This is a genomic window from Nocardia sp. NPDC058633, assembly GCF_042717045.1.
In the GTDB taxonomy this organism is placed as follows: Bacteria; Actinomycetota; Actinomycetes; order Mycobacteriales; family Mycobacteriaceae; genus Nocardia.
In genome coordinates this window covers 94,483-117,649 of the sequence record NZ_JBHXRA010000006.1, presented here as the reverse complement: position 1 = coordinate 117,649, position 23,167 = coordinate 94,483, and the positions used below count along the sequence as shown (strand labels likewise).

General features: G+C 66.4%; 22 protein-coding genes and 1 pseudogene. 18 read left to right on the top strand and 5 right to left on the bottom strand.

All coding sequences use genetic code 11. The features are described 5' to 3' along the window. Window positions 1–28: 28 nt before the first annotated feature. The 3 genes from ACFWUR_RS09475 to ACFWUR_RS09465 are packed head-to-tail and all read left to right on the top strand — an operon-like array spanning window position 29 to window position 2,135. Window positions 29–652 (top strand): AIM24 family protein, encoded by a 624-nt coding sequence (locus ACFWUR_RS09475; RefSeq protein ID WP_378904474.1) that lies wholly within the window; start codon window positions 29–31, stop codon window positions 650–652. A gap of 9 nt (window positions 653–661) precedes the next feature. After that, a complete protein-coding gene (locus ACFWUR_RS09470) occupies window positions 662–1,366 on the top strand; it encodes an AIM24 family protein (protein WP_378904471.1) in 705 nt (234 codons plus the stop codon). Window positions 1,367–1,370: 4 nt separating this feature from the next. Beyond that, complete coding sequence (locus ACFWUR_RS09465) at window positions 1,371–2,135, top strand: AIM24 family protein (RefSeq protein ID WP_378904468.1); 765 nt, start codon at window positions 1,371–1,373, stop codon at window positions 2,133–2,135. A 45-nt stretch (window positions 2,136–2,180) separates the two neighbouring features. Here the strand turns inward: ACFWUR_RS09465 and ACFWUR_RS09460 are convergent, their stop codons facing one another. From ACFWUR_RS09460 to ACFWUR_RS09445, 4 genes are read right to left on the bottom strand one after another with little or no spacing between them, the layout of a single operon-like run. Then, window positions 2,181–2,987 (bottom strand): HAD family hydrolase, encoded by an 807-nt coding sequence (locus ACFWUR_RS09460; protein WP_378905002.1) that lies wholly within the window; start codon window positions 2,985–2,987, stop codon window positions 2,181–2,183. A gap of 38 nt (window positions 2,988–3,025) precedes the next feature. Then, complete coding sequence (locus ACFWUR_RS09455; protein WP_378904465.1) at window positions 3,026–5,665, bottom strand: phosphoribosyltransferase; 2,640 nt, start codon at window positions 5,663–5,665, stop codon at window positions 3,026–3,028. Then, window positions 5,662–6,873 carry an HpcH/HpaI aldolase/citrate lyase family protein gene (locus tag ACFWUR_RS09450; RefSeq protein ID WP_378904462.1) on the bottom strand — a complete coding sequence of 404 codons (1,212 nt, stop codon included), beginning with the start codon at window positions 6,871–6,873 and terminating at the stop codon, window positions 5,662–5,664. The genes ACFWUR_RS09455 and ACFWUR_RS09450 overlap by 4 nt, the downstream gene beginning before the upstream one ends. Before the next feature lie 33 nt (window positions 6,874–6,906). Further along, window positions 6,907–7,989: a hypothetical protein gene (locus ACFWUR_RS09445; protein ID WP_378904459.1), complete on the bottom strand. Its 1,083-nt coding sequence runs from the start codon at window positions 7,987–7,989 to the stop codon at window positions 6,907–6,909. Window positions 7,990–8,311: 322 nt separating this feature from the next. Here ACFWUR_RS09445 and ACFWUR_RS09440 point away from each other — a divergent pair, with 322 nt between their 5' ends. Continuing rightward, a complete protein-coding gene (locus ACFWUR_RS09440; RefSeq protein WP_378904456.1) occupies window positions 8,312–8,887 on the top strand; it encodes a TerD family protein in 576 nt (191 codons plus the stop codon). Between the two features lie 69 nt (window positions 8,888–8,956). Then, entirely contained in the window at window positions 8,957–10,066 is a 1,110-nt protein-coding gene (locus tag ACFWUR_RS09435) for a DUF475 domain-containing protein (protein WP_378904453.1), read from the top strand. A gap of 60 nt (window positions 10,067–10,126) precedes the next feature. On the opposite strand, the gene ACFWUR_RS09430 is transcribed toward ACFWUR_RS09435, so the two are convergent. Beyond that, entirely contained in the window at window positions 10,127–11,503 is a 1,377-nt protein-coding gene (locus ACFWUR_RS09430) for a hypothetical protein (protein ID WP_378904450.1), read from the bottom strand. Between the two features lie 170 nt (window positions 11,504–11,673). Between ACFWUR_RS09430 and rpsF the strand changes: the two genes are divergently transcribed. From rpsF to ACFWUR_RS09365, 13 genes and pseudogenes are all read left to right on the top strand, one after another. Further along, window positions 11,674–11,961, top strand: a complete 288-nt coding sequence (gene rpsF, locus ACFWUR_RS09425; protein WP_056823926.1) for a 30S ribosomal protein S6 — start codon at window positions 11,674–11,676, stop codon at window positions 11,959–11,961. 89 nt (window positions 11,962–12,050) lie between these two features. Then, the gene (locus ACFWUR_RS09420; protein ID WP_378904447.1) at window positions 12,051–12,623 is read left to right on the top strand and encodes a single-stranded DNA-binding protein; all 573 of its coding nucleotides are present in this window, start codon (window positions 12,051–12,053) and stop codon (window positions 12,621–12,623) included. A 33-nt stretch (window positions 12,624–12,656) separates the two neighbouring features. After that, complete coding sequence (rpsR, locus tag ACFWUR_RS09415; protein WP_056823934.1) at window positions 12,657–12,908, top strand: 30S ribosomal protein S18; 252 nt, start codon at window positions 12,657–12,659, stop codon at window positions 12,906–12,908. Between the two features lie 17 nt (window positions 12,909–12,925). Then, window positions 12,926–13,378, top strand: a complete 453-nt coding sequence (rplI, locus tag ACFWUR_RS09410; protein ID WP_378904444.1) for a 50S ribosomal protein L9 — start codon at window positions 12,926–12,928, stop codon at window positions 13,376–13,378. A 583-nt stretch (window positions 13,379–13,961) separates the two neighbouring features. After that, window positions 13,962–15,344, top strand: coding sequence for a replicative DNA helicase (gene dnaB, locus ACFWUR_RS09405; protein ID WP_266294617.1), 1,383 nt, complete (start codon window positions 13,962–13,964; stop codon window positions 15,342–15,344). Between the two features lie 242 nt (window positions 15,345–15,586). Beyond that, window positions 15,587–16,951, top strand: coding sequence for a hemolysin family protein (locus ACFWUR_RS09400; protein ID WP_378904999.1), 1,365 nt, complete (start codon window positions 15,587–15,589; stop codon window positions 16,949–16,951). Further along, window positions 16,944–17,975 carry a CNNM domain-containing protein gene (locus tag ACFWUR_RS09395; RefSeq protein WP_378904441.1) on the top strand — a complete coding sequence of 344 codons (1,032 nt, stop codon included), beginning with the start codon at window positions 16,944–16,946 and terminating at the stop codon, window positions 17,973–17,975. Before ACFWUR_RS09400 ends, ACFWUR_RS09395 begins: the two co-directional genes overlap by 8 nt. 152 nt (window positions 17,976–18,127) lie before the next feature. Beyond that, entirely contained in the window at window positions 18,128–18,703 is a 576-nt protein-coding gene (locus ACFWUR_RS09390; RefSeq protein ID WP_378904438.1) for a TerD family protein, read from the top strand. Between the two features lie 7 nt (window positions 18,704–18,710). Beyond that, window positions 18,711–19,439, top strand: a pseudogene (locus ACFWUR_RS09385) (PP2C family protein-serine/threonine phosphatase); the annotation flags it as partial. Window positions 19,440–19,527: 88 nt separating this feature from the next. After that, window positions 19,528–19,998: an RDD family protein gene (locus ACFWUR_RS09380; RefSeq protein ID WP_378904435.1), complete on the top strand. Its 471-nt coding sequence runs from the start codon at window positions 19,528–19,530 to the stop codon at window positions 19,996–19,998. 187 nt (window positions 19,999–20,185) lie between these two features. Next, window positions 20,186–20,584 (top strand): MerR family transcriptional regulator, encoded by a 399-nt coding sequence (locus tag ACFWUR_RS09375; RefSeq protein WP_378904432.1) that lies wholly within the window; start codon window positions 20,186–20,188, stop codon window positions 20,582–20,584. 128 nt (window positions 20,585–20,712) lie between these two features. Then, window positions 20,713–21,090: a hypothetical protein gene (locus ACFWUR_RS09370; RefSeq protein ID WP_378904996.1), complete on the top strand. Its 378-nt coding sequence runs from the start codon at window positions 20,713–20,715 to the stop codon at window positions 21,088–21,090. 202 nt (window positions 21,091–21,292) lie between these two features. Beyond that, complete coding sequence (locus ACFWUR_RS09365) at window positions 21,293–22,966, top strand: cutinase family protein (protein ID WP_378904429.1); 1,674 nt, start codon at window positions 21,293–21,295, stop codon at window positions 22,964–22,966. Window positions 22,967–23,167: the final 201 nt, after the last annotated feature.

Genomic DNA, 23,167 nt, shown 5'->3' with positions numbered 1-23,167 from the left:
ATTCAGAGGGGACGGGCACTCACCTGTCATGGCGCAATTGTTCGAACAGTCGAAGAAGGTGATCGAGGCGCAGCTCGCGGGGACGAGTATCCGCGCGATCTCGGGCTCGATGGTGGCCTACGAAGGCAACGTGCAGTTCAAATCGGCCGGATTCGGCGGCGGCGAGGGCGTGCTCAACGGCCTCAAGCGCCGCGCCACCGGCGAGAAACTGTCACTGATGGAGTGCAACGGCAACGGCCGGGTGTTCTTGGCGGTGAACGGCCAGAACGTCACCGTGGTCGACCTCGCCAACGAGACATTGCAGGTCGAGTCGCAGCAATTGCTGGCCTTCGCGGGCAATTTGCGCACCGATGTGCGGTTCGCCGGAGTGGGCGGGATGTCGTCGGGCGCCGGGCTGTTCACCACCACGGTCAGCGGGCAGGGTCAGGTGGCGTTGCTGTCAGCGGGTGGGCCGCTGATCCACCTCGAGGTGTCGCCGCAGTATCCGCTGATCGTGGACCCCGATGCGTTCGTCGCCTCGCGCGGCAATCTCAATCAGTCGTTCGTCACCGATGTCTCCTGGCGAACGATGGTGGGTCAGGACGCGGGCGAGGCGTTCTCGCTGCGATTCGACGGCCAGGGCGTCGTGTTGATCCAGCCGGCGGAACGGTAGGGGCGGGCGATGTTCGACAAGGTCAACAGCAAGGTCGTCAAGGTCGATGTCGGGCAGGCGGGTGGCGTCGTCGCCCGCTCCGGCGCGATGCTGTTCTACACCGGTCAGGTCGCGTTCGCGCCGCATCAGATTCCCGGCGCCGGGCAGGGCATGGGCGGCGGTGGTTTGATGCGGATGGCCGGGCAGATGATGGCCGGTGAGCACGAGCGGACCATGCTGGCGCAGGGACACGGCGTGGTCCATTACGGATTCGCCGGGTTGGAGGTGCACGTGGTGCAGATGCAACCGGGTGCGGTGTTGCGCGCCGAGGCTTCGCGTCTGCTCGCGCAGTCCGCCGGTTTGCAGGCTTCGGTGGTGTCGGTCGCCAGTTCGGGCGGCGGGGGCGGTGGCGGCGGAGGCGGTCTGATGGGCGCGCTGCGCGGTGCCGCGGCGGGCGTGGCGACCGGCACGGGCATGTTCACCACCCAGCTCAGCGGGCAGGGTTCGGCGGTGCTGCTCGCCCACGGTGGTTTCCTGGAACTGCCGGTGGGCGGACCGAATCCGATCGTTGTCGACCCGCAGGCGTTCGTCGCCGCGTACGGCAATGTGCAGACCGAGTTGAAGTCCGCGATGAGCTGGCGCGACGCGGTGGGCCGTGGCGCGGGCGAGGCGATGCAGTTGCATTGCCACGGGCAGGGTGTGGTGTACGTGCAGGCCTCCGAAGAGAAGTTGTGAACCGATGAGCGAAATCCTCTCGCCGATGAATCTCGGTGCCAGCGACAACATTCCGGGGAACGACTACGCCTACTGCATCGACCTGACCGGGCCGTGGTTCATGCGCAAGGGCGCGATGATCGCCTATTACGGGCAGATCGAGTTCCAGATGCTCACGCACGGGTTGCAGGGCGGCCTGATGCACATGGTGAGCAGCCAGTTCTCGGCGCCGCTGTTCGCCGGTGACTACGTGGTAGCGCAGGGCCACGGCAAGTTGATCATCGGTGACCGCGGTTACGACATCAATTCCTATGATCTCGAAGAAGGAAACCTCACCATCCGTGGTGCGAATCTGCTGGCCTTCGAGCCGGGGCTCGCGCTCAAGCAGTCGATCGTGCCCGGCTTTCTCACGCTGATCGGCACCGGCAAGTTCCTCGCGTCGTCCAACGGGCCGGTGATCTTCGCTGAGCCGCCCCTGCGCGTCGATCCCGAATCGTTGGTCGGCTGGGCCGATTGCCCCTCCCCCAGTCACCACTACGACCAGGGGTGGATCGGCAGCTTCCTCGCGGCGGGTGCGGCCAGGATGGGCGCCAATTCCGGTGAGGAACGACAGTTCGACTTCACCGGGGCGGGCACGGTGCTGATCCAGTCGACCGAGAAGATCATGAGCGACAACGCCCTGGTCCGCACCATCGAGGGCCAGTTGCAGAGCGGTGTCACGGTGGGCGGCCTGCAGCGTATTCAAGGCGTGATCGCCCAGCAGTTGGCCGGTCAGCAGCAGCACTACTGAACGATTCGCACCCGGGCACCGTTGCGGTGCCCGGGTTTTCGTCGACTACGCGGGTTCGGAGACCGGCACCGCGGCGCGCTGTGCCGTGGCGTGGAACCACTCGAGGATTTCCTCGCCTGCCAGGATCCCCGTGGCCGTGGTGACGGTCAGGCCGGGGGCGGTGAAGTTCAGTTCCTCCAGTTCGCCGTGCCGGGGGCGGATCGCGGCGTCGGCCGCTTTCAGCATCTGCGCGTCCAGCGCCCCGTCGCCGGCGGTGAACACCCTTGCCCCAGCGATCAATGCACCGGATTCCACCAGCCTTCTGCGGACCTCGGCCACGGCCAGGCTTTTGCAGACCGCGTCGGGCATGGTGTAGATCTTGCGGCCCTGCTGCGATGCCGACCAGCCGTTGGCCCGGCACCAGGTGTCCCATTCGGCGAGGAAACCGGTCGGGACCTGGTCGGGGCGGACCACCAGGTAGCAGAACAGCTCGTCGGCCTCGCGGTACTTGGTGACCCAGGAATCATCTGTGCGAGAACGTAATTCGGCGCCGACCTGGGCGAGAGTGGCGCCGGACGCAGTGACCTGGTCGTCGATGGCGAGGCGCCACGCGGGGTCGGGGATGCCGTCGACCAGGATATTGCCACCGTTGCTGGTGATGGCGTAGCGCCAGGGGGCGCCGGGCAGGGTGATGCGCTGGAACTGTTCGATCGTGCGGGTGGTCGTCGGGACCACCGGGGCGACGGCCGCGAGTGCGCGCAGCGCGGCGATCGCGGTGACGGTCATGTAGGAGAGCGGTTCACCCTCGTAGTACTCGACGCACTCCTTCGCCACGGCCTCGGCACCACCGAAGCCGTTGCGGGAGAAGATCATCGTGCGATCCAGATCGGTCGCGAAGAGGGACTCGGCGGTCACCGGGAAAGCTCCTTGATCAGGCCCATACAGGAGTAGGCCAGGTCGGGGACCACTTCCACCGGGACATTGCGCGCCGCGGCGAGCAGGCGGATGTGGGCGTGCTCCGGCGCGTCTGCCTCGCGGACCAGCACCCGCCACGGTACCCGGCGCAACAGCACGCGGGTGGTCTCGCCGACGCCGGGCTTCACGTAATTGACTGTGCTGATGCCGTATTCGGCGCGAACCTTCTCCACCGACGCCCATCCGGACCAGTCGGGAGTACGGTCGGAATCCCGGATCGCGGCGACAGCGGCCGGGACCTGATCGCTGATCGCGTCGAAAGCCGCTGTGACGGTGTCGATCAGCTGATTCGAGACATCGGCGTCGATCAGATCGCGATAGAACTTGGCGCCGTGGAACTCACCGGGGCCGATCAGGGTGTCGTTGAGGACGGTGCGCGAAACCAGGCCGGACACCGTCGAATTGAGACAAGCCGAGGCGATGAGGAAGTCGTCGCGGGTGCCGTAGGTGCGCACACAGTTGGCCGGGTCGGCCAGAACGACGAGCTCGTCGTTGAACCGCGCGCCACCGGCGGCGTGATAGTCGTCCAGGGCCGCGGTGAGTTCGTGGGTGATCGCGCCCTTGCCGGTCCAACCGTCGACGAAGACGATCGAGGACGGATCGTGGTGGCGGGCGAGGTAGTCCAGTGCCACGGCATCGATGCCGCGGTCACGCACGATCGAGACCGCGTAGTGCGGCACGGTCAAGGCTTCGCGGCCGATCCCGCTGACCAGCCACCGGCGCATGAGCACTCCGACGGGAGTGCCCGCCCTGGCCAGCGAGACCAGCACGACGTTCTCACCGCGTTCGGCGACGACGAGCTCGGCCACGGTCGCCACTGCCAGCGCCAGCCGCTCGGCACTGTCGGCCAGTACCCGATCGAAGAGCTCGCGGTACTCGGCGTCGGGCTGGAACTCCACCGGCAACGACTCGGCGTAATGGGCCACTCCGGCCTGGATGCGCCGTTCCCGTTCGGTCACATCGGCTTCGAGGTCGGCGTCCGAGAGATCCTTCAGCAGCCACGAGACATCCTCGGGCGCATAGGAACCGAACTCGGGGCCGCGCAGGGCCACGGGGAGCGGGCGGTCGCCCGGCTCGTTCGAGTCCGCGACAGAGCCGGCGCCGCCACCGTGTTCGGCGTTGCCGTCCCGGTCCGCCGAATCGGTCTGCGGACCCGCCGATTCCGTGCGGCCCGCGGCATCGTTGCGCGGTGCGGACAGTGCTGCTGTCACGGCTGCCGGCGCAGCGGTCCGGTCCGCGTGCAACACACGGGGATCCGCGCCGGGGAGCACCGCGATCAGGACGTCGGCGCCTGATGCGGTGAGGACGTCGACCAGGCCGCCGGGGGCGACCAACTCGGGGGTGTCGGCGGGGGGATCGATGACGACCAGGAGGACAGGGTCGGCATCGGGCCACTGGGCGTTGTACACGTAGCGGTGTGCGGTGGGGTCGGGTTCCGGGGCGGTGAAGCGGAACCCGCGACGGAGGGGATAGCCGGGCTCGTCGAGCACGTATGCCGGTGAGCGAGTAGTGGTTTGGAACCGAGTGGGGGTGCCCGCGTCGGCCAGGTCGGCGGCCAGGCGCAGGGGCAGGTACATGAGTTCTTCGTGGCCGATGACGATGACCGGGCGCCCGGCGAACTCGGCGTCGAGGCGGGTGTTCACCTCGTCGGCGACGGACTTCACCGCGATGTCGAAGGCCGCGATGTCCGAGCGGAGGACGCCGTGCCTGCCGCCCTCGGGAACGTCGGCGGGCCAGGTCAATTCGATGCGACCGTACGAACCCGGCTGGGACGCCGTCGGATTCAACTGCGGATCGGGCAGGGCGGTGACGGTGTCGATCAGTCCCGAGGGCAGCTCCGTGCGACCGGAGGCCAGGCAGACCGTGTCGATCCGCGCGCCGAGTTCGGCTGCGGCGGCTTCGAATCTGATCCGATCGGCAGGGGTGCGCATGTCCACCAGCGAGGCGAGCACGTAGTGCGAACGCGGTGCGAACGCGTGCAGCGCGCGCACCGCGTCGATGGCGGTGTCGCCGGTGGAGATCTCGTCGTCGACCAGCACCAGCGGCAGATCGTTGGCGAAGATCGCCGCGGGCGCGGGCTGCAACAGGTGCGAGGTGGCGTGCGAATGGCCTTCTTCGAAACCGGTCAGCGTGGTGGCGCGCGACTCGTGCCTGCGCGTGGAGTGCAGGTAGCAGCCGGCGTCGATCCGCGCGGCCACACAGTGGCCCAAACCGGTGGCGGTCTCGGCGAATCCGAGCACCACAGCTTCACGATCACCCAGCACCTCGCGCACCAGATCGGCCAGGCGGTTACCCGCGCCGATCACGATGCGCGGATCGGTCGGCAGGTGCTTGCCCAACACCGTGGACACCAACAGATGCGCCCGACGCGGATTACGACGCAGGCCCGGCTGCACCAGCGCGCTGATCGAAAGCTCTCCCGTCAGTACGCTTTCAGCGGACAGAGCTACGAACCCGCCGGCCGCGAGCACCTCACCCGACACGGCATCCTCGGTCGAGCGCGCGGCGAAGGACTCGCCGTGATGCAGCTCGATACCGAGATTCACCGTCGCCCACGGCGTTTCGAACGCACTCATTCGGCGATCATCGCTGTCAGCAGATCCACGAAAGACACTCCCTTGTTCGCGACCCCGAACGCACGGGCCCGAACCAAGGTCTGGCGGGCCCAACTGCGGTGCGGGCGCATCTCGTTCATCTTGTTGCGGTATTCCGAGGCCGCGACGCCACCGACGTCGGCCGCCAAGATATCGAGCGCGTCGGCGTACTCCTCGTGGGTCACCACCTGCAGCGCGTGCACGACGGGCACGTGCGAGGGATGGATCACCGTCTTGCCCTGGATGCCGTTGGCGCGGTCCAAGGTGATCTCGCGCAGCAGGCCGTCGAGGTCGCGGCTCACCAGGTACTGGCGGAACTTCACCGCGTCGGATTCCTCGAAGGGCGCGCTGCGCAGCTGCGGCCGGAACATCCGCTCGTGGTCGGCGAAGTACTCCCACACCGGTCCGGTGATGATGAAACCGGTGCCGTCGACGCGGCCGAAGTAGTTGACGATGTCGGCGATCACGTCGGCGATCACCCGCACGTCGTAGATCGTGAGGTCGCGGTCGCGACGGATGCCGAAGGTCGAGCACATGTCGGTGGCGCCGATCCGCACGGCCAGCAGCTGCTCACGATGCTCAGCGAGCAGTTCGGCGATGCGGGAGAGCTGCTCGTCGCGACTCTGGCGGTGTACCAGATTCGCCGATTCGAGCACCGGCATCGCGTAGACCGGGCGACCGAGCCTGCGGTTCGCGTCGTCGAGCGCGGCCAGGTAGTCGGGCCCGCTGACGGCGTCGAACTTGGGGAACACGAAGCCGGTGAGTACGTCGGCGCCGGGCCCGAGCGCGGAGACCAGTTCGCCGACGGACGCCGCGTCGCGCACCCGGATGAACAGCATCGGGTTCGCGTCCTCGCTGTGTGCGAGTAGGTCGAGGGTGTCCACCGCGTGTTGCTTGGCGGCCTCCACCTGGTGATCGGCAACGGCGTCCTCGAGGTCGATCACCATCGAGCACACCCCGCGCGCGGCACGTCGGCGGATCGTGGCGGCGAGGTCGGGGCGGGTCGCGGGCACGTAAAGCGTCGCGCCGAGCGCGGTCGCCAGCAGCTCCCGGTCGTCGTGGCCCTGGATCGGCTCCGGTTCGACCAGGAACAACTCCCGGCTGCGGGGTCCCCGCAACTGCTGGAAATGGCGCAGCGGTACCTGCTTGCGCAGGCAAACTTCCGGTGCGATGGCGTAGCCCGCGGTCATTCCCCCCACCTCATCTGTCGGCCCATGTCATTTCTACTTTTCGGCAACGTGTTTTCTGATCCGCTCGACCACACCCGCGATAAACTCTGCGACGGTACCCAGCTCGGTAACATACGCCCAGTAGTCTGGATGGCGACCAGTCAGTCCAGCGGTAATGCGGTCGAGGCGTTCGGCTTGTGCATCGAGGACCGAGCCCCACTCGGCGACCAGACCTCGGTCTACCGCGAGCATCTGCGCGTCCCGCAGCCGGAATCGTACGGTGCGCGCCTGAGCTTCGGGGTCGCTACGTACCTGTCGTAACAATTCGAGGCGCCGGGTGACGGCGTCGACCAACTGCTCGGCCTCGGTGAGGTGCTCGCGCGCGGTGGCGGTCAAATCAAGGGCGGTCTCCGGATCACGATCGGCTGCCGCGACGCGCGCGCCGACCAGCGCCTCGTCGGCGGCGTCCATGCCACGACGGCTTTCCCGCTCATTGTTGGTCAAGTCCGCCGAACTCGCAGCACTGAACTCACGCAACAGCGCCGAGTAGGCAGGCCCCAGCGCCTCGGCGCGATTGCGCACGGCGGCCAGCCGGGTGGTCACCGAGGCGATCGCGTTCGCGGCAGCGGTGGCACGAGAAGGTGCCTGCGCCAACGCATTCGACAATTCCGCGGTGGCCTGCTGCACCTGCGCCGCAGCCTCGCGCGCGCCCGCGACCGCCGTCCCTGGATCGACCGAGGAGGCTGTGATCAGCGCCTCGTTCAGCCGCCTTACGCCACCGTCGACCGAGGGGTATTTCCCGAATCCGGACGACGCGGCGGCGGCCAGCGCCTGCTCGGCCTCGGCACGCACGTGCGTCAGCAACTGCGGCACCGACGCCCGCACGGTCGCGGCTTCGGCGAGGCCGTTGCGGTGCGCGTTGTAGAACTCGTCGACTCCACGGGCGGCCTCGTTCAACTGCCGCACCAATACGTCCGCTCTGGCCGGACCGTCCGCGATCGGGGTACCCGCGGCCTCGGCGGCATCGAGCTCTTCGGTGAAGCTCAGGTACGCGCCCGCCGCGGCGTAGCACCGCGCCCGCACCGGCTCCCACATCGCGCCGATCCGGCGGTCGGGGTAGACCTGCTCACTCGCCACCACACCCGCCTCCGCCGCCGTCTGCCTTCGATCCATATCCAGGAAGGCCGCCGATGCCGCGGCGCGCGCCCCGCTGATCCACTCATGATCCGCCCCCGATCTGAACCATCCGCGTCTGCGAGGTGTCACCGGCACATCCCCTTTCCGAACCGCGGCTGCGGTTCGCCCGCTCACTGCCGTCGATGGTAGGAGATTCCCCCCGTTAACCTGGGCTGCAGACGGTTCCTACGCAAGATCCGCGAAACCTATTACTGTCGTAGCGGTACCCGGCGATTCGGACATGCCGGGAAACGACACACCGGACTAACCGAAGGGATCCCGCATGGGTGTCAGTCTGTCCAAGGGCGGCAACGTTTCTCTGACCAAAGAGGCTCCGAACTTGACCGCGGTGTCGGTCGGCCTCGGCTGGGACGTGCGCACGACCACCGGCACCGACTTCGACCTCGACGCGAGCGCCATCGCGACCGGCGCCGACAAGAAGGTCGTCTCCGACAAGCACTTCGTCTTCTTCAACAACCTGAAGTCTCCCGAAGGTGCCATCGAGCACGCGGGCGACAACACCACCGGCGAGGGCGAAGGCGACGACGAGGTCATCAACGTCGACCTCGCCAACACCCCGCCGACGATCGAGAGCATCTTCTTCCCGGTATCGATCTACGATGCCGAGAGCCGCTCGCAGTCGTTCGGCCAGGTGCGCAACGCCTACATTCGTGTGGTCGACCGCGCCAACGGCACCGAGCTCGCCCGCTACGACCTGTCCGAGGACGCCTCGACCGAGACCGCCATGGTCTTCGGCGAGCTGTACCGCAACGGTGCAGAATGGAAGTTCCGCGCTGTCGGTCAGGGCTACGCCTCCGGCCTGTCCGGTATCGCTCGCGACTACGGCGTCAACGTCTAGTCATCATCGCGGACAGGGGGCTCGACACATCGAGTCCCCTGTTCGTGCGAAACAGAAAGGTCCCTCCGCGTGATAACGCGCATCTTCGGCCTGTCCATCGTCATCACGGTGTTCTCGCTGGTCGTGGCCTACCTCTACGGCGGCATGACCGCACTCGCACTGTGCGCCATCCTCGGCATTCTCGAGGTGTCGCTGTCGTTCGACAACGCCGTCATCAACGCCACCGTCCTGGAACGGATGAGCGAGTTCTGGCAGAAGATCTTCCTGACCATCGGCGTGCTGATCGCCGTGTTCGGTATGCGACTGGTGTTCCCGCTCGCCATCGTGTGGGTCACTGCCGGACTCAACCCGGTCGAAGCCTTCGACCTGGCACTCAATCCGCCGGCCAACGACGCCGCCACCTTCGCTGACGGCAGCCCGAGCTACGAGACTTTGCTCACCGACGCGCATCCGCAGATCGCGGCGTTCGGTGGCATGTTCCTGGCGCTGCTGTTCCTGAACTTCATCTTCGCCGAACGCGAGCACACCTGGCTGACCTGGATCGAGAAGCCGCTGGCCAAGGCGGGCAAGCTCGACATGCTGTCGGTGGTCGTCTCCGGTACCGGTCTGGTGCTGGTCGCCGAATTCCTGGCCAAGGACGACGATCGCTCGACCGTGTTGGTCGCCGGTCTGCTCGGCATGATCGTCTACATCCTGGTCGACGGCCTCGGTTCGATGTTCCACACCGAGCAGTTCGAAGAGGGACCGCAGGGTGGCCCGTCCACGCTGGTCAAGGCGACCGGTAAGGCCGCGTTCTTCCTGTTCCTGTACCTGGAAGTGCTCGACGCCTCGTTCTCCTTCGACGGCGTCATCGGCGCGTTCGCCATCACCTCCGACCCGATCATCATCGCGCTCGGCCTCGGCCTGATCGGCGCGATGTTCGTCCGATCGATCACGGTGTACCTGGTTCGCCAGGGCACGCTGTCGGACTACGTGTACCTCGAGCACGGCGCCCACTGGGCGATCGGTGCGCTGGCGACGATCCTGCTGATCTCGATCGGCGTGCACGTCAACGAGCTCATCACCGGTCTGGTCGGCGTGGCGTTCATCGGCGCGGCGCTCATCTCCAGTGTCCTGCGCAACCGTAAGGCCGAGCCCGACCCGGTCGACGACGCGAAGGAATCCGCTCCGGTCGCCTGATCCACGGCCGAAGACCCACAGCGGCGGCGAGTCCCTTTCCGGGATTCGCCGCCGCTGTCGTCATGCCGGTTGGAGTCGGCGTTCGGGGGCCGTGCTCGGTTCGACGCGCGGCCGGCGCATCCTCGCCCGCAGGAAGAGGAAGAACACGACGAGCAAGAGCGCGGTGCGCAACCACACGCCGAACTGCACGATCCCCTCCATCAGGTCGACGCCCTCACCCTCCCCCAGCGCGGCGAAGTACCGGAACACCCCCACGCCCACCGCCGCGTCGGCCACCAGGTATGCCGCGACCAGCGACCACGGCACTTCCAGCAGCACCAGGAACGGAATTATCCACAGGGTGTACTGGGGCGAATGCACCTTGTGGAAAAGCATGAAGGCCGCGAGCATCGCCGCGCTCACCCCCACCCACGGGTAGGCCGAACTCGGGGTCCAGCGCCGCCAGCCCAGCCACATCGCCAGCGCGAACCCGCCGAAGATCAGCGCGGGCGAGGCGATCGCGACCATGTCGTGCCAGGTCTGCGTCGTCTCCGCCGCGCGGCCGAAGACGAGCTGGTGACCCCAGTACCAGATCGAGTTGGTGGTGATGTCGGCCTGGCGCAGCTGCTGGAAGGTGATCGAGGCGCGCCAGCCCTCCACCCCGGCCAGCACGAACGGCAGGTTCACCGCCGCGACCGTGGCCATGGCGGCCAGCAGTGTCTGCGCGGCCCCCGCCACGTCGAGCTCGCGGACCGGGCGTCGACCGCGCGGCGCGCCTTCGGTGAGCACGAACACCGCGAGTGGGAGCACGAAGATGCCCGGATAGAGCTTGAGGCAGAAGCCGAGCGCGAGCAGCACCGCGGCGATGATCCCGCGGGTGCGCACCGACAGGCCGGTCAGCATCGTCATCACGTAGACCGCCGCCACCGCCGTGCACACCACCGGCAGTTCCCAATTGTGGAAGGCGTAGAACACCAGCGGCGGACCGATCGCCCACAGCAGCGCCGCCGGGCCCGCCATTCTGGCCAGCATCCAGGCCGTGAGCAGGGCGAACGGCGCGAGCAGCAGCGCCGAGTGCCACAGGAAGTCGGCGTCGTTGTCCACCCCGATGGCGCCCGCCCACATCAGCACGCCGCTGAGCACCGGGTATTCCACCGCACCGCCGGTCAGCGCGCCGTCGTCGGTGATCGCGCCGTCGACGTACGGGAAGACGTGATTGTCGATATCGCGGCCGAGCCACAGGAACTGGATATCGGAATAACAGACATCCGAATCCTTGCGCTCCTCGAATACCAGACTGCGACCGGATTCATCGATCGCACCGCCCGCGCACCGGGCCTTGTTGGCATAGGCCAGCGCGAGAGTGAGCCCACACAGCAGCATCACCAGAATGCTCAAAGCCGCGGCCCGCGTCGCGCCGCGTCGTGCTGCGCGCTGACGCGGGCCCACTGTGGTCATGGCGACCACATTATGCGGCGGCGCTCCGATCACCCGGGCACACCCGCGGCGGGCATCGATTTCGCTGGTCACCACCCGCTCATGTAGCCTTGGCGGGTTGCTGACGCAACGAACCCTCCTGCCATGGAGAGTCCATGGCCGTTTCCTAGTCCACAGGAGGTGATTGGTCCGTGCGTCAATATGAAGTAATGGTCATCCTCGACCCGAGCCTGGACGAGCGCATCGTCGGGCAGTCCCTGGATACCCTGCTCACGGTCGTCAAGACCGAGGGCGGCAACGTCGACAAGGTCGACATCTGGGGCCGCCGCCGGCTCGCCTACGAAATCGCCAAGCAGGCCGAAGGTATCTACGCGATCGTCAACCTGACCGCGACCCCGGCCACCGTGAGCGAACTCGACCGCCAGCTGGGCCTGAACGAGACGGTGCTGCGCACCAAGGTTCTGCGCAACGACAAGTAGTACGCACCCTCGAATTTGTCAGAGCCTGGCTTTAGGCTCGAGCGCAAATCCCGAGATTGCGGACTGCACCCCCGAGCAGGAGGAACCCCATGGCAGGCGACACGGTCATTACCGTCATCGGAAACTTGACGGCAGACCCGGAGCTTCGTTTCACGCCCGCAGGCGCAGCGGTGGCAAATTTCACCGTCGCGTCGACTCCCCGTGTGTTCGATCGCAATTCGAACGAATGGAAAGACGGCGAGGCTCTGTTCCTGCGCTGCAACATCTGGCGTGAAGCAGCGGAGAACGTCGCCGAAAGCCTGACCCGAGGCGCTCGCGTCATCGTGAGCGGTCGGCTGAAGCAGCGCTCCTACGAAACCCGCGAGGGTGAGAAGCGCACTGTGGTCGAGCTCGAGGTCGACGAAGTCGGTCCCTCGTTGCGTTACGCGACGGCGAAGGTCTCCAAGGCCGGTCGCGGTGGCGGAGGCGGCGGTGGCGGCTTCAGTGGTGGTTCCGGCAATGCCGGTGGTGGATCTAGCGCAGGCGGCTACAACGCCAACAACGGCGGCGGACGTCCGGCCGGCGGCAGCAATGCCGGTGGCGAAGACGATCCGTGGGGTAGCGCGCCCGCGGCCGGCTCCTTCGGGGGCGGCGGCCGCATGGATGACGAACCGCCGTTCTGATCGAACGGCACTCATAGTACGGAGAGAAAAACCATGCCTAAAGCGCCCGCGCGCGAAAAGGTACTGAAGAAGAAGGCCTGTGCTTTCTGCAAGGAAGCAAAGTCCGGAATCGTCAATATCGATTACAAGGACACCACGCTGCTGCGTAAGTACGTCAGCGATCGCGGCAAGATCCGCGCTCGCCGCGTCACCGGCAACTGCGTGCAGCACCAGCGTGACATCGCTGTCGCCGTCAAGAACTCGCGTGAGGTGGCTCTGCTGCCTTACGTGTCGACCGCTCGCTGAGAAAGGGAGTCACACAGATGAAGCTCATCCTCACCGCTGATGTCGACAACCTCGGCGCTCCGGGCGACCTCGTCGAGGTCAAGGACGGCTACGGCCGCAACTTCCTGCTGCCCCGCGGTCTGGCCATCCAGGCCACCCGTGGCGCCCAGAAGCAGGTCGACGGTATCCGTCGCGCCCAGGACGCCCGCAAGGTGCGCGACCTGGATCACGCCAACGAGCTGAAGCAGGCCATCGAGGGCCTCGCCGCGGTCTCGCTGACCGTGAAGACCGCCGGCAGCGGCAAGCTGTTCGGTTCGGTCACCACCACCGACGTGGCTTCGGCCATCAAGGCTGCCGGTGGCCCCGTGGTCGACAAGCGCAGCATCGAGCTGCCGAAGTCGCACATCAAGGCGACCGGCAAGCACGGCATCGTGGTGCACCTGCACCCCGATGTGGCCGCGAAGTTCGACCTCGAGGTTGCTGCGAACTGAGTTCGCCGGAGACCACCCCTGTGCGTGCGCAGGGGTGGTTTCTGCTTGCCTTTTTCAGGGCGAATTCGCGTTAACTGATCGGTAGCCGATATCAAAGTCGGCGGAGGTCGTGTTGCGCGGCTCACGGTCGGTAACCGCCTGACCTCCAGTTATTCAGCCTGTGGATGACCGGGGAAACCGACCGGCAGATTTGTGACTCCAGTCATAGCCTGCACCATCGCTGTTTACCCAACACGCCCGGCTGTTCACCTTGACCGACACGCCGGAACTTCTTTCATCCACAGGGCCGAGGTTGGAAAAACCGGGGCCTAGCAGGGTGTTTTACCGCACTGACCTGGGTTTTCCCCATGTTTTCCACAGGCGCTGCACAACAACGGGTGAACTACCCCCAAGTTATCCACAGTTGTGTGCACATGTCGGGTTGGCGAGTCCCGAAAACGTCGCCTAGGTTCGTCGCATCGCCCTGCGCGCGACCTCGGGAATCACGCAGGCAACCGATTGCTGACATCCGTGTCGGTGTCCGGGAGTACAACGAGAACATCGATGTGAAACCCCGGTTCTGCGGGCAGAGAGGACTCCCCTGGTGACAACCACCGGTGACCGCGCGCAAACGGAATTCACGCCTGAACCCCCCGGCGAGGACTTCGGCCGTCAGCCTCCGCACGATATGGCCGCTGAGCAGTCCGTCCTCGGCGGCATGCTGCTGAGCAAGGACGCCATCGCCGACGTGATCGAGGTGCTGCGCCCCGGCGACTTCTACCGCCCCGCGCACCAGGCCGTCTACGACACCATCCTCGACCTCTACAGCCGCGGCGAACCCGCCGACCCCGTCACCGTGTCCGCGGGCCTCGACCGGCGCGGCGAACTCAAGCGCATCGGCGGCCCGCCCTACCTGGTCACTCTCACCCAGACCGTCCCCACCGCGGCCAACGCCGGCTTCTACGCCGAGATCGTCGCCGAGAAGGCCATCCTGCGCCGCCTCGTCGAAGCGGGCACCCGCATCGTCCAGTTCGGCTACGCCGGCGCCGACGGCCAGGACGTCGCCGAGGTGGTCGACCGCGCCCAGGCCGAAATCTACGAAGTCACCGAACGCCGCACCACCGAAGACTTCACCCCGCTGGAAGAACTGCTCCAGCCCACCATGGACGAAATCGACTCCATCGCCTCCCGCGGCGGCATCTCCCTCGGCGTCCCCACCGGCTTCACCGAACTCGACGAACTCACCAACGGCCTTCACCCAGGTCAGATGATTATTGTGGCCGCCAGACCCGGCGTCGGAAAATCGACCCTTGGCATGGATTTCATGCGGAGCTGCTCGATCAAGCACGGCATGGCGAGCGTCATCTTCTCGCTCGAGATGAGCCGTACCGAGATCGTGATGCGCCTGCTTTCCGCCGAGGCGAAGATCAAGCTCGGTGATATGCGCTCCGGCCGGATGAGCGATGACGACTGGACCAAGCTGGCTCGGCGGATGAGTGAGATCAGTGAGGCGCCGTTGTTCGTCGATGATTCGCCGAACCTGACCATGATGGAGATCAGGGCGAAGGCGCGCAGGCTCAAGCAGCGTCACGACCTGAAACTCGTGGTGGTGGACTACCTCCAGCTGATGAGTTCGGGCAAGAAAGTCGAATCACGCCAGCAGGAAGTCTCGGAATTCTCGCGTCATCTGAAGCTGCTCGCCAAGGAACTCGAGGTTCCGGTGATCGCGATCTCGCAGCTGAACCGTGGTCCGGAACAGCGAACCGACAAACGACCGATGGTCTCCGACCTTCGCGAATCGGGCAGTCTCGAGCAGGATGCCGACATGGTCATCCTGTTGCACCGCCCCGACGCGATCGAACGCGACGACCCCCGCGGCGGCGAGGCCGACCTGATCGTCGGCAAGCACCGTAACGGCCCGACCGCGACGATCACCGTCGCCCACCAGCTGCACTTGAGTCGCTTCGTCGACATGGCGAGGGGCTGACCGTTGTCCGCGCCGCACAATGCGGCGCTCCAAGCGTGAGTGGCTCACGCGTTTCCGAAAGCCCTGAGGCCCACCGTGTTGCGGCGGGCCTCAGCCCTCGGCACTCCACCGCTTCGCTCGGCCGCAAACCCTACAGTGCTACGTGCTACTGTGGCTCGCATGCCTGAAGGTGACGGTGACGACGAAGGTCCGAGTCGATCGATTCGCGGAGCGGCGCGTGGATGCGGTGGCGGGGCGCCGACGTGCTGACCGCGTTCAGTGTCCTTCTCGGAGTAGTGGTAGTTCTGTTGATCACCGCGTTGACCGGGTATTTCGTTGCCCAGGAATTCGCGTACATGGCTGTGGACCGTTCCAGGTTGGCGGCGCGGGCCGAAGCGGGTGACGCGGTCGCTGGTCGCGCGCTGTCGGTGACCCGGCGCACTTCGTTCATGCTCTCGGGCGCCCAACTGGGTATCACCGTGACTGGACTGCTGGTCGGTTATGTGGCCGAACCGCTGATCGGGCGGGGGCTCGGGGAACTGCTCGGCGGCATCGGAATACCGACCGCGGTCGGTATCGGTATCGGCACGGTCCTTGCGATCGTGTTCTCGACCGTCGTGCAGATGCTGTTCGGTGAATTGTTCCCGAAGAACCTCGCCATCGCCCGACCCGAGCCTGTCGCCCGCTGGCTGGCGCGCTCGACCACCGCGTATCTGCGTGTATTCGGTTGGCTGATCTGGCTTTTCGACCAATCATCGAATGTGTTGTTGCGCGCGTTGCGGATCGAACCGGTTCACGATGTGGAGCACTCGGCCACACCGCGCGACCTCGAACACATCGTGGCCGCGTCACGAGACGCGGGCGAACTGCCCCGCGAGCTGTCCACGCTGCTGGATCGCATTCTCGATTTCCCCTCCGCCACAGCCGAACACGCGATGATTCCCCGCGCCCAGGTGGATCTGGTGCACGCCGACGTCGCGGTTGCCGAGGTGATCACCCGGATGAGTACCGGGCATACGCGGTATCCGGTGGTCGGTAGTTCCAGCGACGACCTGCTCGGCGTCATCGAACTGCACGACCTGCTCGGCGGCGACCAGACCGGAACCGCGGGTGACCATATGCGACCTGCGGTCTTGGTACCGGAGTCGTTGGCCTTGCCCGAGGTTGTCGCCCGTCTCAGCGAGACCGGCCAGGAGATGGCGTTGGTCGTCGACGAGTACGGCGGCTTCGCCGGGATCGTGACCGTCGAGGACATCGCCGAGGAACTGGTCGGCGAGATCGCCGACGAACACGACTCAGGCACGACCCCGGAAATCGTCGCCGAAGGCGGTGGTTGGCTCGTTCCGGGCACTGTGCACCTCGACGAGGTCGAGCGGGTGATCGGCGTCGACCTGCCCGCCGGCGATTATGAAACCATCGCAGGCCTGGTCATCAACACCTGTGGGGGTCTGCCCGAGGCAGGTGTCCGCGTCGAGATCGTGGTGCCGCGCAGCGGCGCCGACTACCTCACCGAGCGGCCGGGTCCGGCTTGCACGGTGCTCGCGGAGGTCAGGGCCGTCGGGAAGCATGTGCCGTCGTCGGTGTGGCTGACCGTGCGCACCGAACAGGCAGGGGACGCCGGTGAGTAACCCGTGGGTGGTCGTCGCTGTCACGATCGTGTTGATCGCGGCCAGCGCGTTCTTCGTCGCTGTCGAGTTCGCGTTGATCGCGGCGCGCAAGCATCGCCTGGAGGACGCGGCACCGACGAGTCGGGCGGCGCGGGCCGCCTTGCGTAGCTCCGCGGAGTTGCCGGTACTGCTCGCCGGATCTCAGCTCGGGATCACGGTGTGCACGCTGGCATTGGGCGCGGTGACCAAACCGGCTGTGCACCATTGGATCACCCCGCTCATCGAGCACTTGGGTGCGCCGCTGTGGGTTGCCGATGCCGCTGGGTTCGTGCTCGCGTTGATCGTGGTGACTTTCCTGCATCTGGTGGTCGGTGAGATGGCACCCAAGTCGTGGGCGATCGCGCATCCGGAGAAATCGGCCACCATGCTGGCGGTTCCGATGCGAGCGTTCATGACGGTGACGCGACCGTTGCTGACCGCGTTGAACAACGCCGCGAACTGGTGCCTGCGCAAGGTGGGTGTGACCCCGGTCGACGAGGTCGACGCCGGTCAGGATTCGGCTGCGCTGCGGCATCTGGTCGAACACTCCGCGACCGCAGGCACTCTCGACGAGCGCTACCACGGAAACCTAACCAGCGCACTGGAACTCGAACAGCTCACCGTCGGCGACATCGTCTCACCGAACCCTGCCCCGAGCGCTGTCGCACCCCACGCCGATGTCGGTGAAATCCAGGCTGTTTCGCGCGATACCGGCCACCTGCGCCTGCTCGTACGCACCGGCGACGATGTCATGGGTGTGGTCCATGTCCGCGACAGCCTTGCCGCTGCGGCGCAGTCCACAGCTGCGGATCTCCTGCGACCGGTGCTGCGATTCGACATCGATGTGCCGGTCTATGAGGCGCTGCGCGTGATGCGCGAAACCCGCAACCACCTCGCCCTGGTCGCCGCACCGGACTCCGGTGTCGCGATTGTCGGGCTGGTCACGATCACCGACGTCCTGCATCGGCTGCTCCCGGCCGCCGCGGGCAGCGATCCGACCACGTAGCCACGGGGAAAGGGCGCGACTGTGGACGACAACGGAGGTGACGCGGTCGGCCGCGGCGAAGTTGCGGCACGGCTTCGATTACGAGATTTGGGTCTACCACGCCGAAAGGCTGGTGGCACAAGCGGTTTCACACCACGACGAAAGGACGAATCATGGGTGTCAGTCTGGCCAAGGGCGGCAATGTGTCGCTGTCGAAGCAGGCCCCGAATCTGACTGCGGTCGCGGTCGGGCTCGGCTGGGACGTGCGTTCGACCACGGGAACCGATTTCGATCTCGATGCCAGCGCGATCGCGACCGGTTCGAATCAGAAGGTGCTCTCCGACGGGCATTTCGTGTTCTACAACAACCTGCGCTCGCCCGAGGGCAGCATCGAGCACACCGGTGACAACCTCACCGGTGAAGGCGATGGTGACGACGAGGTGATCAACGTCGACCTCGCCGCCACCCCCCAGACGATTACCAGCGTCTTCTTCCCTGTGTCGATTCACGACGCCGAGGCACGCTCGCAGTCTTTCGGGCAGGTCCGCAACGCCTACATTCGCGTCGTCGACCGCGCTTCCGGAGCCGAGTTGGCCCGCTACGACCTCACCGAGGACGCCTCCAGCGAGACCGCGATGGTCTTCGGCGAGCTCTACCGTAACGGCGCGGAGTGGAAGTTCCGTGCCATCGGGCAGGGCTACGCCTCCGGGTTGGCCGGGATCGCCCGCGACTACGGCGTCAACATCTGATCCGCCGGTGAGTGATGAAAGTGTCGCCGCGACGACACAGCTGATCAGCGCGCAACGCACCCATCGCGGTCTGGTGCGTGCGGCCAACGAGGACAGTGTCCACACCGGGGCCACCGTGCTGGCGCTCGCCGACGGGATGGGTGGGCACGCGGCCGGCGAGGTCGCGTCGGCGTTGATGATCGCCGCACTGGCACCACTGGAACAGCGCGGTGACGGCGAATTGCTGGTGCGGCTGGAACAGGCTGTGCTGGAAGGCAACCTGGCGATCGCCGATCGTGCTCGACGCAGCGCCGAGACCGCGGGGATGGGTACCACACTGACCGCGATCCTGTTCGAGGGCACGCGATTCGGATTGGCTCATGTCGGTGACTCCCGTGCCTATCTGCTGCGCGGTGGGCAGCTGTCACAGCTCACCCACGACGACACTTTCGTCCAATCCTTGGTCGACTCCGGCCATATCACCGCCGAGCAGGCGCGCACGCACCCGCGGCGATCGATGATCCTGCGGGCCTTGACCGGTGCGGCCCTGGCACCCGCCCTTGTCGGTGGGGACGCCGAGATCGGTGACCGGTTCCTGCTGTGTTCGGACGGACTCTCCGATGTCGTCGGCGCCGAGCACATCGAACTGACCCTGGCCCGCGCACGCACCGTCGACGAGTGCGCCGACCAACTGATCGAACTGGCGCTCGACGGTGGTGGACCCGACAACATCTCCGTCGTCGTCGCCGACCTCGTCGCCAGGAACTGAAAGTCGACACAAGCTGCCGCGTATCGGGCGCGGTGACCCGCGATCACGCGGGTCGATTCTCCTGGGAGGAAATATCGTGAGCACAGCAGGATTCGATCCGGCGCTCGGAGCATCTTTCGTGGCGACACCCGGCGGCCTCGGGAGGCGCGCAGGCGCGCGGTTCATCGACTGGATCGTCGCGGGAATCGTCGGGGCGGTGTTGTTCTGGCTACTGAACCGTTCTGGCAACATCCCGGACTGGCTGTCGATTCTGCCGGGCGCCGGGTTCGGGTTCCTCTACTTCGTCGGGTTCGAGGTACTCACCGGATCCACACCCGGCAAGAAGCTGCTCGGCCTGCACGTCAACGGGCCCGCCGGCGCACCGAAGCCGAGCGTCAAGGAATCGGCGCTGCGTAACTGCTACATGCTGCTCAACCTCATCCCCTGGATCGGTGGGGCGCTGTGGTTCGTCGCCGCGCTCGCGATTGCGGTCACCGTCGGGTCGAGCCCGACCAAGCAGGGCTGGCACGACCGACTGGCTGACGGCACCCAGGTCATCGAAGACTGACAGGCGCGCGGCCGAGACAACACACGATCCGATGATCATCACGGCAGCCCGAGCGGACTCGGGCTGCCGTACCCACGGCTGGCGCAGCAGCGACTCGAGCAGTGCCCGTGCTGCTGTGGGCGGGCGCAGCGGCTACGCTGATGGGCGCCCTGACCAGGTGAACGGCAGTTGAGGAGGAGGCGCCGAAATGACAGATGCGCCGATCCGTATCGGCGAGCTGGCCAGTCGTGCCGAGGTCTCGACGCGCACAGTCGACTACTACACCAGCCTCGGGCTGCTGTCTCCGGCCGAACGGACCTCCGGGAACTTCCGGCTCTACTCCCCAGCGGACGCCGAGCGGATCCAGCTCATCAAAAGCCTGGAGTCACAAGGCATTTCGCTCGAAGAGATCGCAGCGGCGCTCACCAACCCCGCCGCGGACATAGGCCCGATCCTCGAACGTATCGACTGCGACCTGAAAACCTTGCAAGCCGTTGTCGAAACCGCGCCGGCGACGATGCAGGGATTGCTCGGCGTCATCACCACCCGGGTCCACACGCTCATCTACATCGCGCTGCAGATTCCCCCGGACATCCCCATACTCTGAGCCGAGTTCCGGCGACCGGCTGAGCCGTCGCGGCGCCGACCACGGCCCGATACCGATCACGCAACCGCTCGACAACAGCGAGCGACCTCCCGGCAAACCGGCCGGATGATGATCCGATGACCGATCCGATTCTGCAGGTGAAATGGAAGTCCGCCCCGGAAGACCACGACTATCCCGCGGCCGCCGATTACCTCGAGCTACTGGGCGACAAGGCGATGGTCGACGCGATCGTGGCCGAGCTCAGGGCCGCGCCGGTGGTCGTCAAGAAGGCGAAGGACATTCTGCGGGCCTCCCAGCTCCCCGCTCTCACGCCCGATAATCCGCACGTGCGCAGAGACCTGCTCAAGGTGAACGAGGGCAAGAAGCTCTCGCCGATCCTGCTGGTGCGCGGTGACTGCCGCGGCAACGTGCCGATGCTGATCGCCGACGGCTATCACCGCGTGTGCGCACTGTACTGGGCTGACGAGAACATCGAGATCCCCGCCAAGATCGCCGCGATGCCGTGACATTCGCCCACCTGGCCCTCGTCAGGTGCGGGAGGTGTTCCAGGACCGCGAAATCTCGCTCGCACCGCGGGTGGCCGACGCGATCGTCGACCGGTTCCTGTTCGCGTCAGTAACGATCTTGCTGGTGGGTACGACATCGTTCGTGACATGCGGCCCGTCGGGGGGCCTGCCCACCTGTAGGTCATTCGAACGGGATCGTGACATGAATCTGCGTGAGTTTCTTGCGAAACATCGCATCGCTTCGGCGGTTGCCGCTCCGGCGGCGTTGGGAGTTGCGGCGATCGTCGCCGCGTCGTTCGCTGTGACATCGCAGCCTGCGTCGCCGAGCTACGAACTGACCACCTCGGTGACCGAGTGCCGCGAGATGGTGACCATCTCGGTGGCCGGACGCAACGACACCCCGGTGCAGGGCACGACGGCGATGCTGCTCGACGCCAACGGCAACCCGCTGCCCGCCGCGCTGTCGGGCGACCACAGCAGTGTGTGGGTGGATCCGGTGGTGAACGCGCCGCGCGACGACGTGGCCGAGGGCCAGTACGCGGCGGTGTACATCGCCTACCCGGCCGATATGTCGACCTATGAGGACGCGGTCAACGCGGGCGTCGCCAACACCCAGCAGGTGATGCGCGAGATCTCGGCGGCCTGCCCGGACACCAAGTTCTCCATCGTCGGCTACAGCGAGGGCGCCGATGTGGTGCGCCGCGTGGCCGAGGGCATCGGCAACGACGACCCCGCCGACGGGTACTCGACCGTGAACCCCGACGACGTTCTCGGTGTGGTGATGTTCGCCGATCCCGGTCGCAAGGCAGGCGACGGCACGTTCCTCGGCGCCGAGGATCCCTTCGCCAACCCGGACAACTTCGACCAGAAGTACCAGAACGGCAACAAGCCGATCTCGGGCCAGGGTGTGACCACCGGTAGCGACTTCGGTGCGCTCAACGGCAAGATCGCCTCGTTCTGCTCCGAGGGCGACCTCACCTGCGCGGCACCGGAGAACATCTCGCTGCTGCAGCTGGCCGCCAATGTCGGTCGCCAGATCAATGTCGACGACCTGCAGCGCGACGGGCTCACCCCGGCGACCGGCCAGGACATGGCTTTCACGCTGGGCCGGATCGCGATGGCCGCCTTCTCCGATATCGGGTCGAACCCGAACTGGATGGCCAGTGACGAGACGTTCCTCGACGTGCTGCTGAAGGTGTCGGACCCCGATTACAAGCCGGGTCAGGCCACCACGCCCGCGAAGGCCGACGTGATCGCCGGTGAGCAGCTCTCGCCGCTGGCGTACCTGCCGCAGAAGATCTTCAACGAGATCGTCGGGCTGATCGTGACGAACCAGAACACCATCCCGGTGGCGATGAGCGATCCGTACCAGCTCACCCTCGGCCCGAACGGGACCGGTCACCACTTCGACTACTGGCGTGACTCCGACGCCGCGAACGGCAAGCCGCTGACCTCGGCGGAGTACGCCGCGGCGTGGCTCACCCACCTGGCCAAGCAGGCGCAGGCGGGCGAGACGGTGGACACCAAGGCCGCCCCGGACGACGCCTCGGTGACAGCCGCGCTGGCAGCTCCGACGAAGCCGGCGACGACCACCACCGCGCCGGCCACCACGTCGAAGTCGACCACCTCGAAGTCGACGACGACCAGCCCCAAGTCGACCACCACGTCGAAGACGGGCACCAGCACCACGACGGTGGCCCCGACCACCACGCCGTCGACCACCACGCCGGAACCGGCGCCCAACCAGGCCGTCGCACCTGCCCCGACCACGACCGTGGACCCCACCACCGTCGCACCGACCACCACGGTGGCTCCCACCACGACTGTCGACCCGACCACCACGGTGGCCCCGACAACCACCCCGTCGGCCAACTAGTCACCGACCACGAATCCCCGGTGGGCAGCGACAACCGCTGCGCACCGGGGATTTTCGTCACCCGGGTCCGCCACAGGTGCGGTGACCGAAACCACGCTCACCGCGAGTAGCCGCGATCGACACCACCAGCGCACCACGCCATCGGCGCATCCGGTGACGCGAACGAGCAGCGGTTCGATGAGAACGAACGCATCGTGGGCG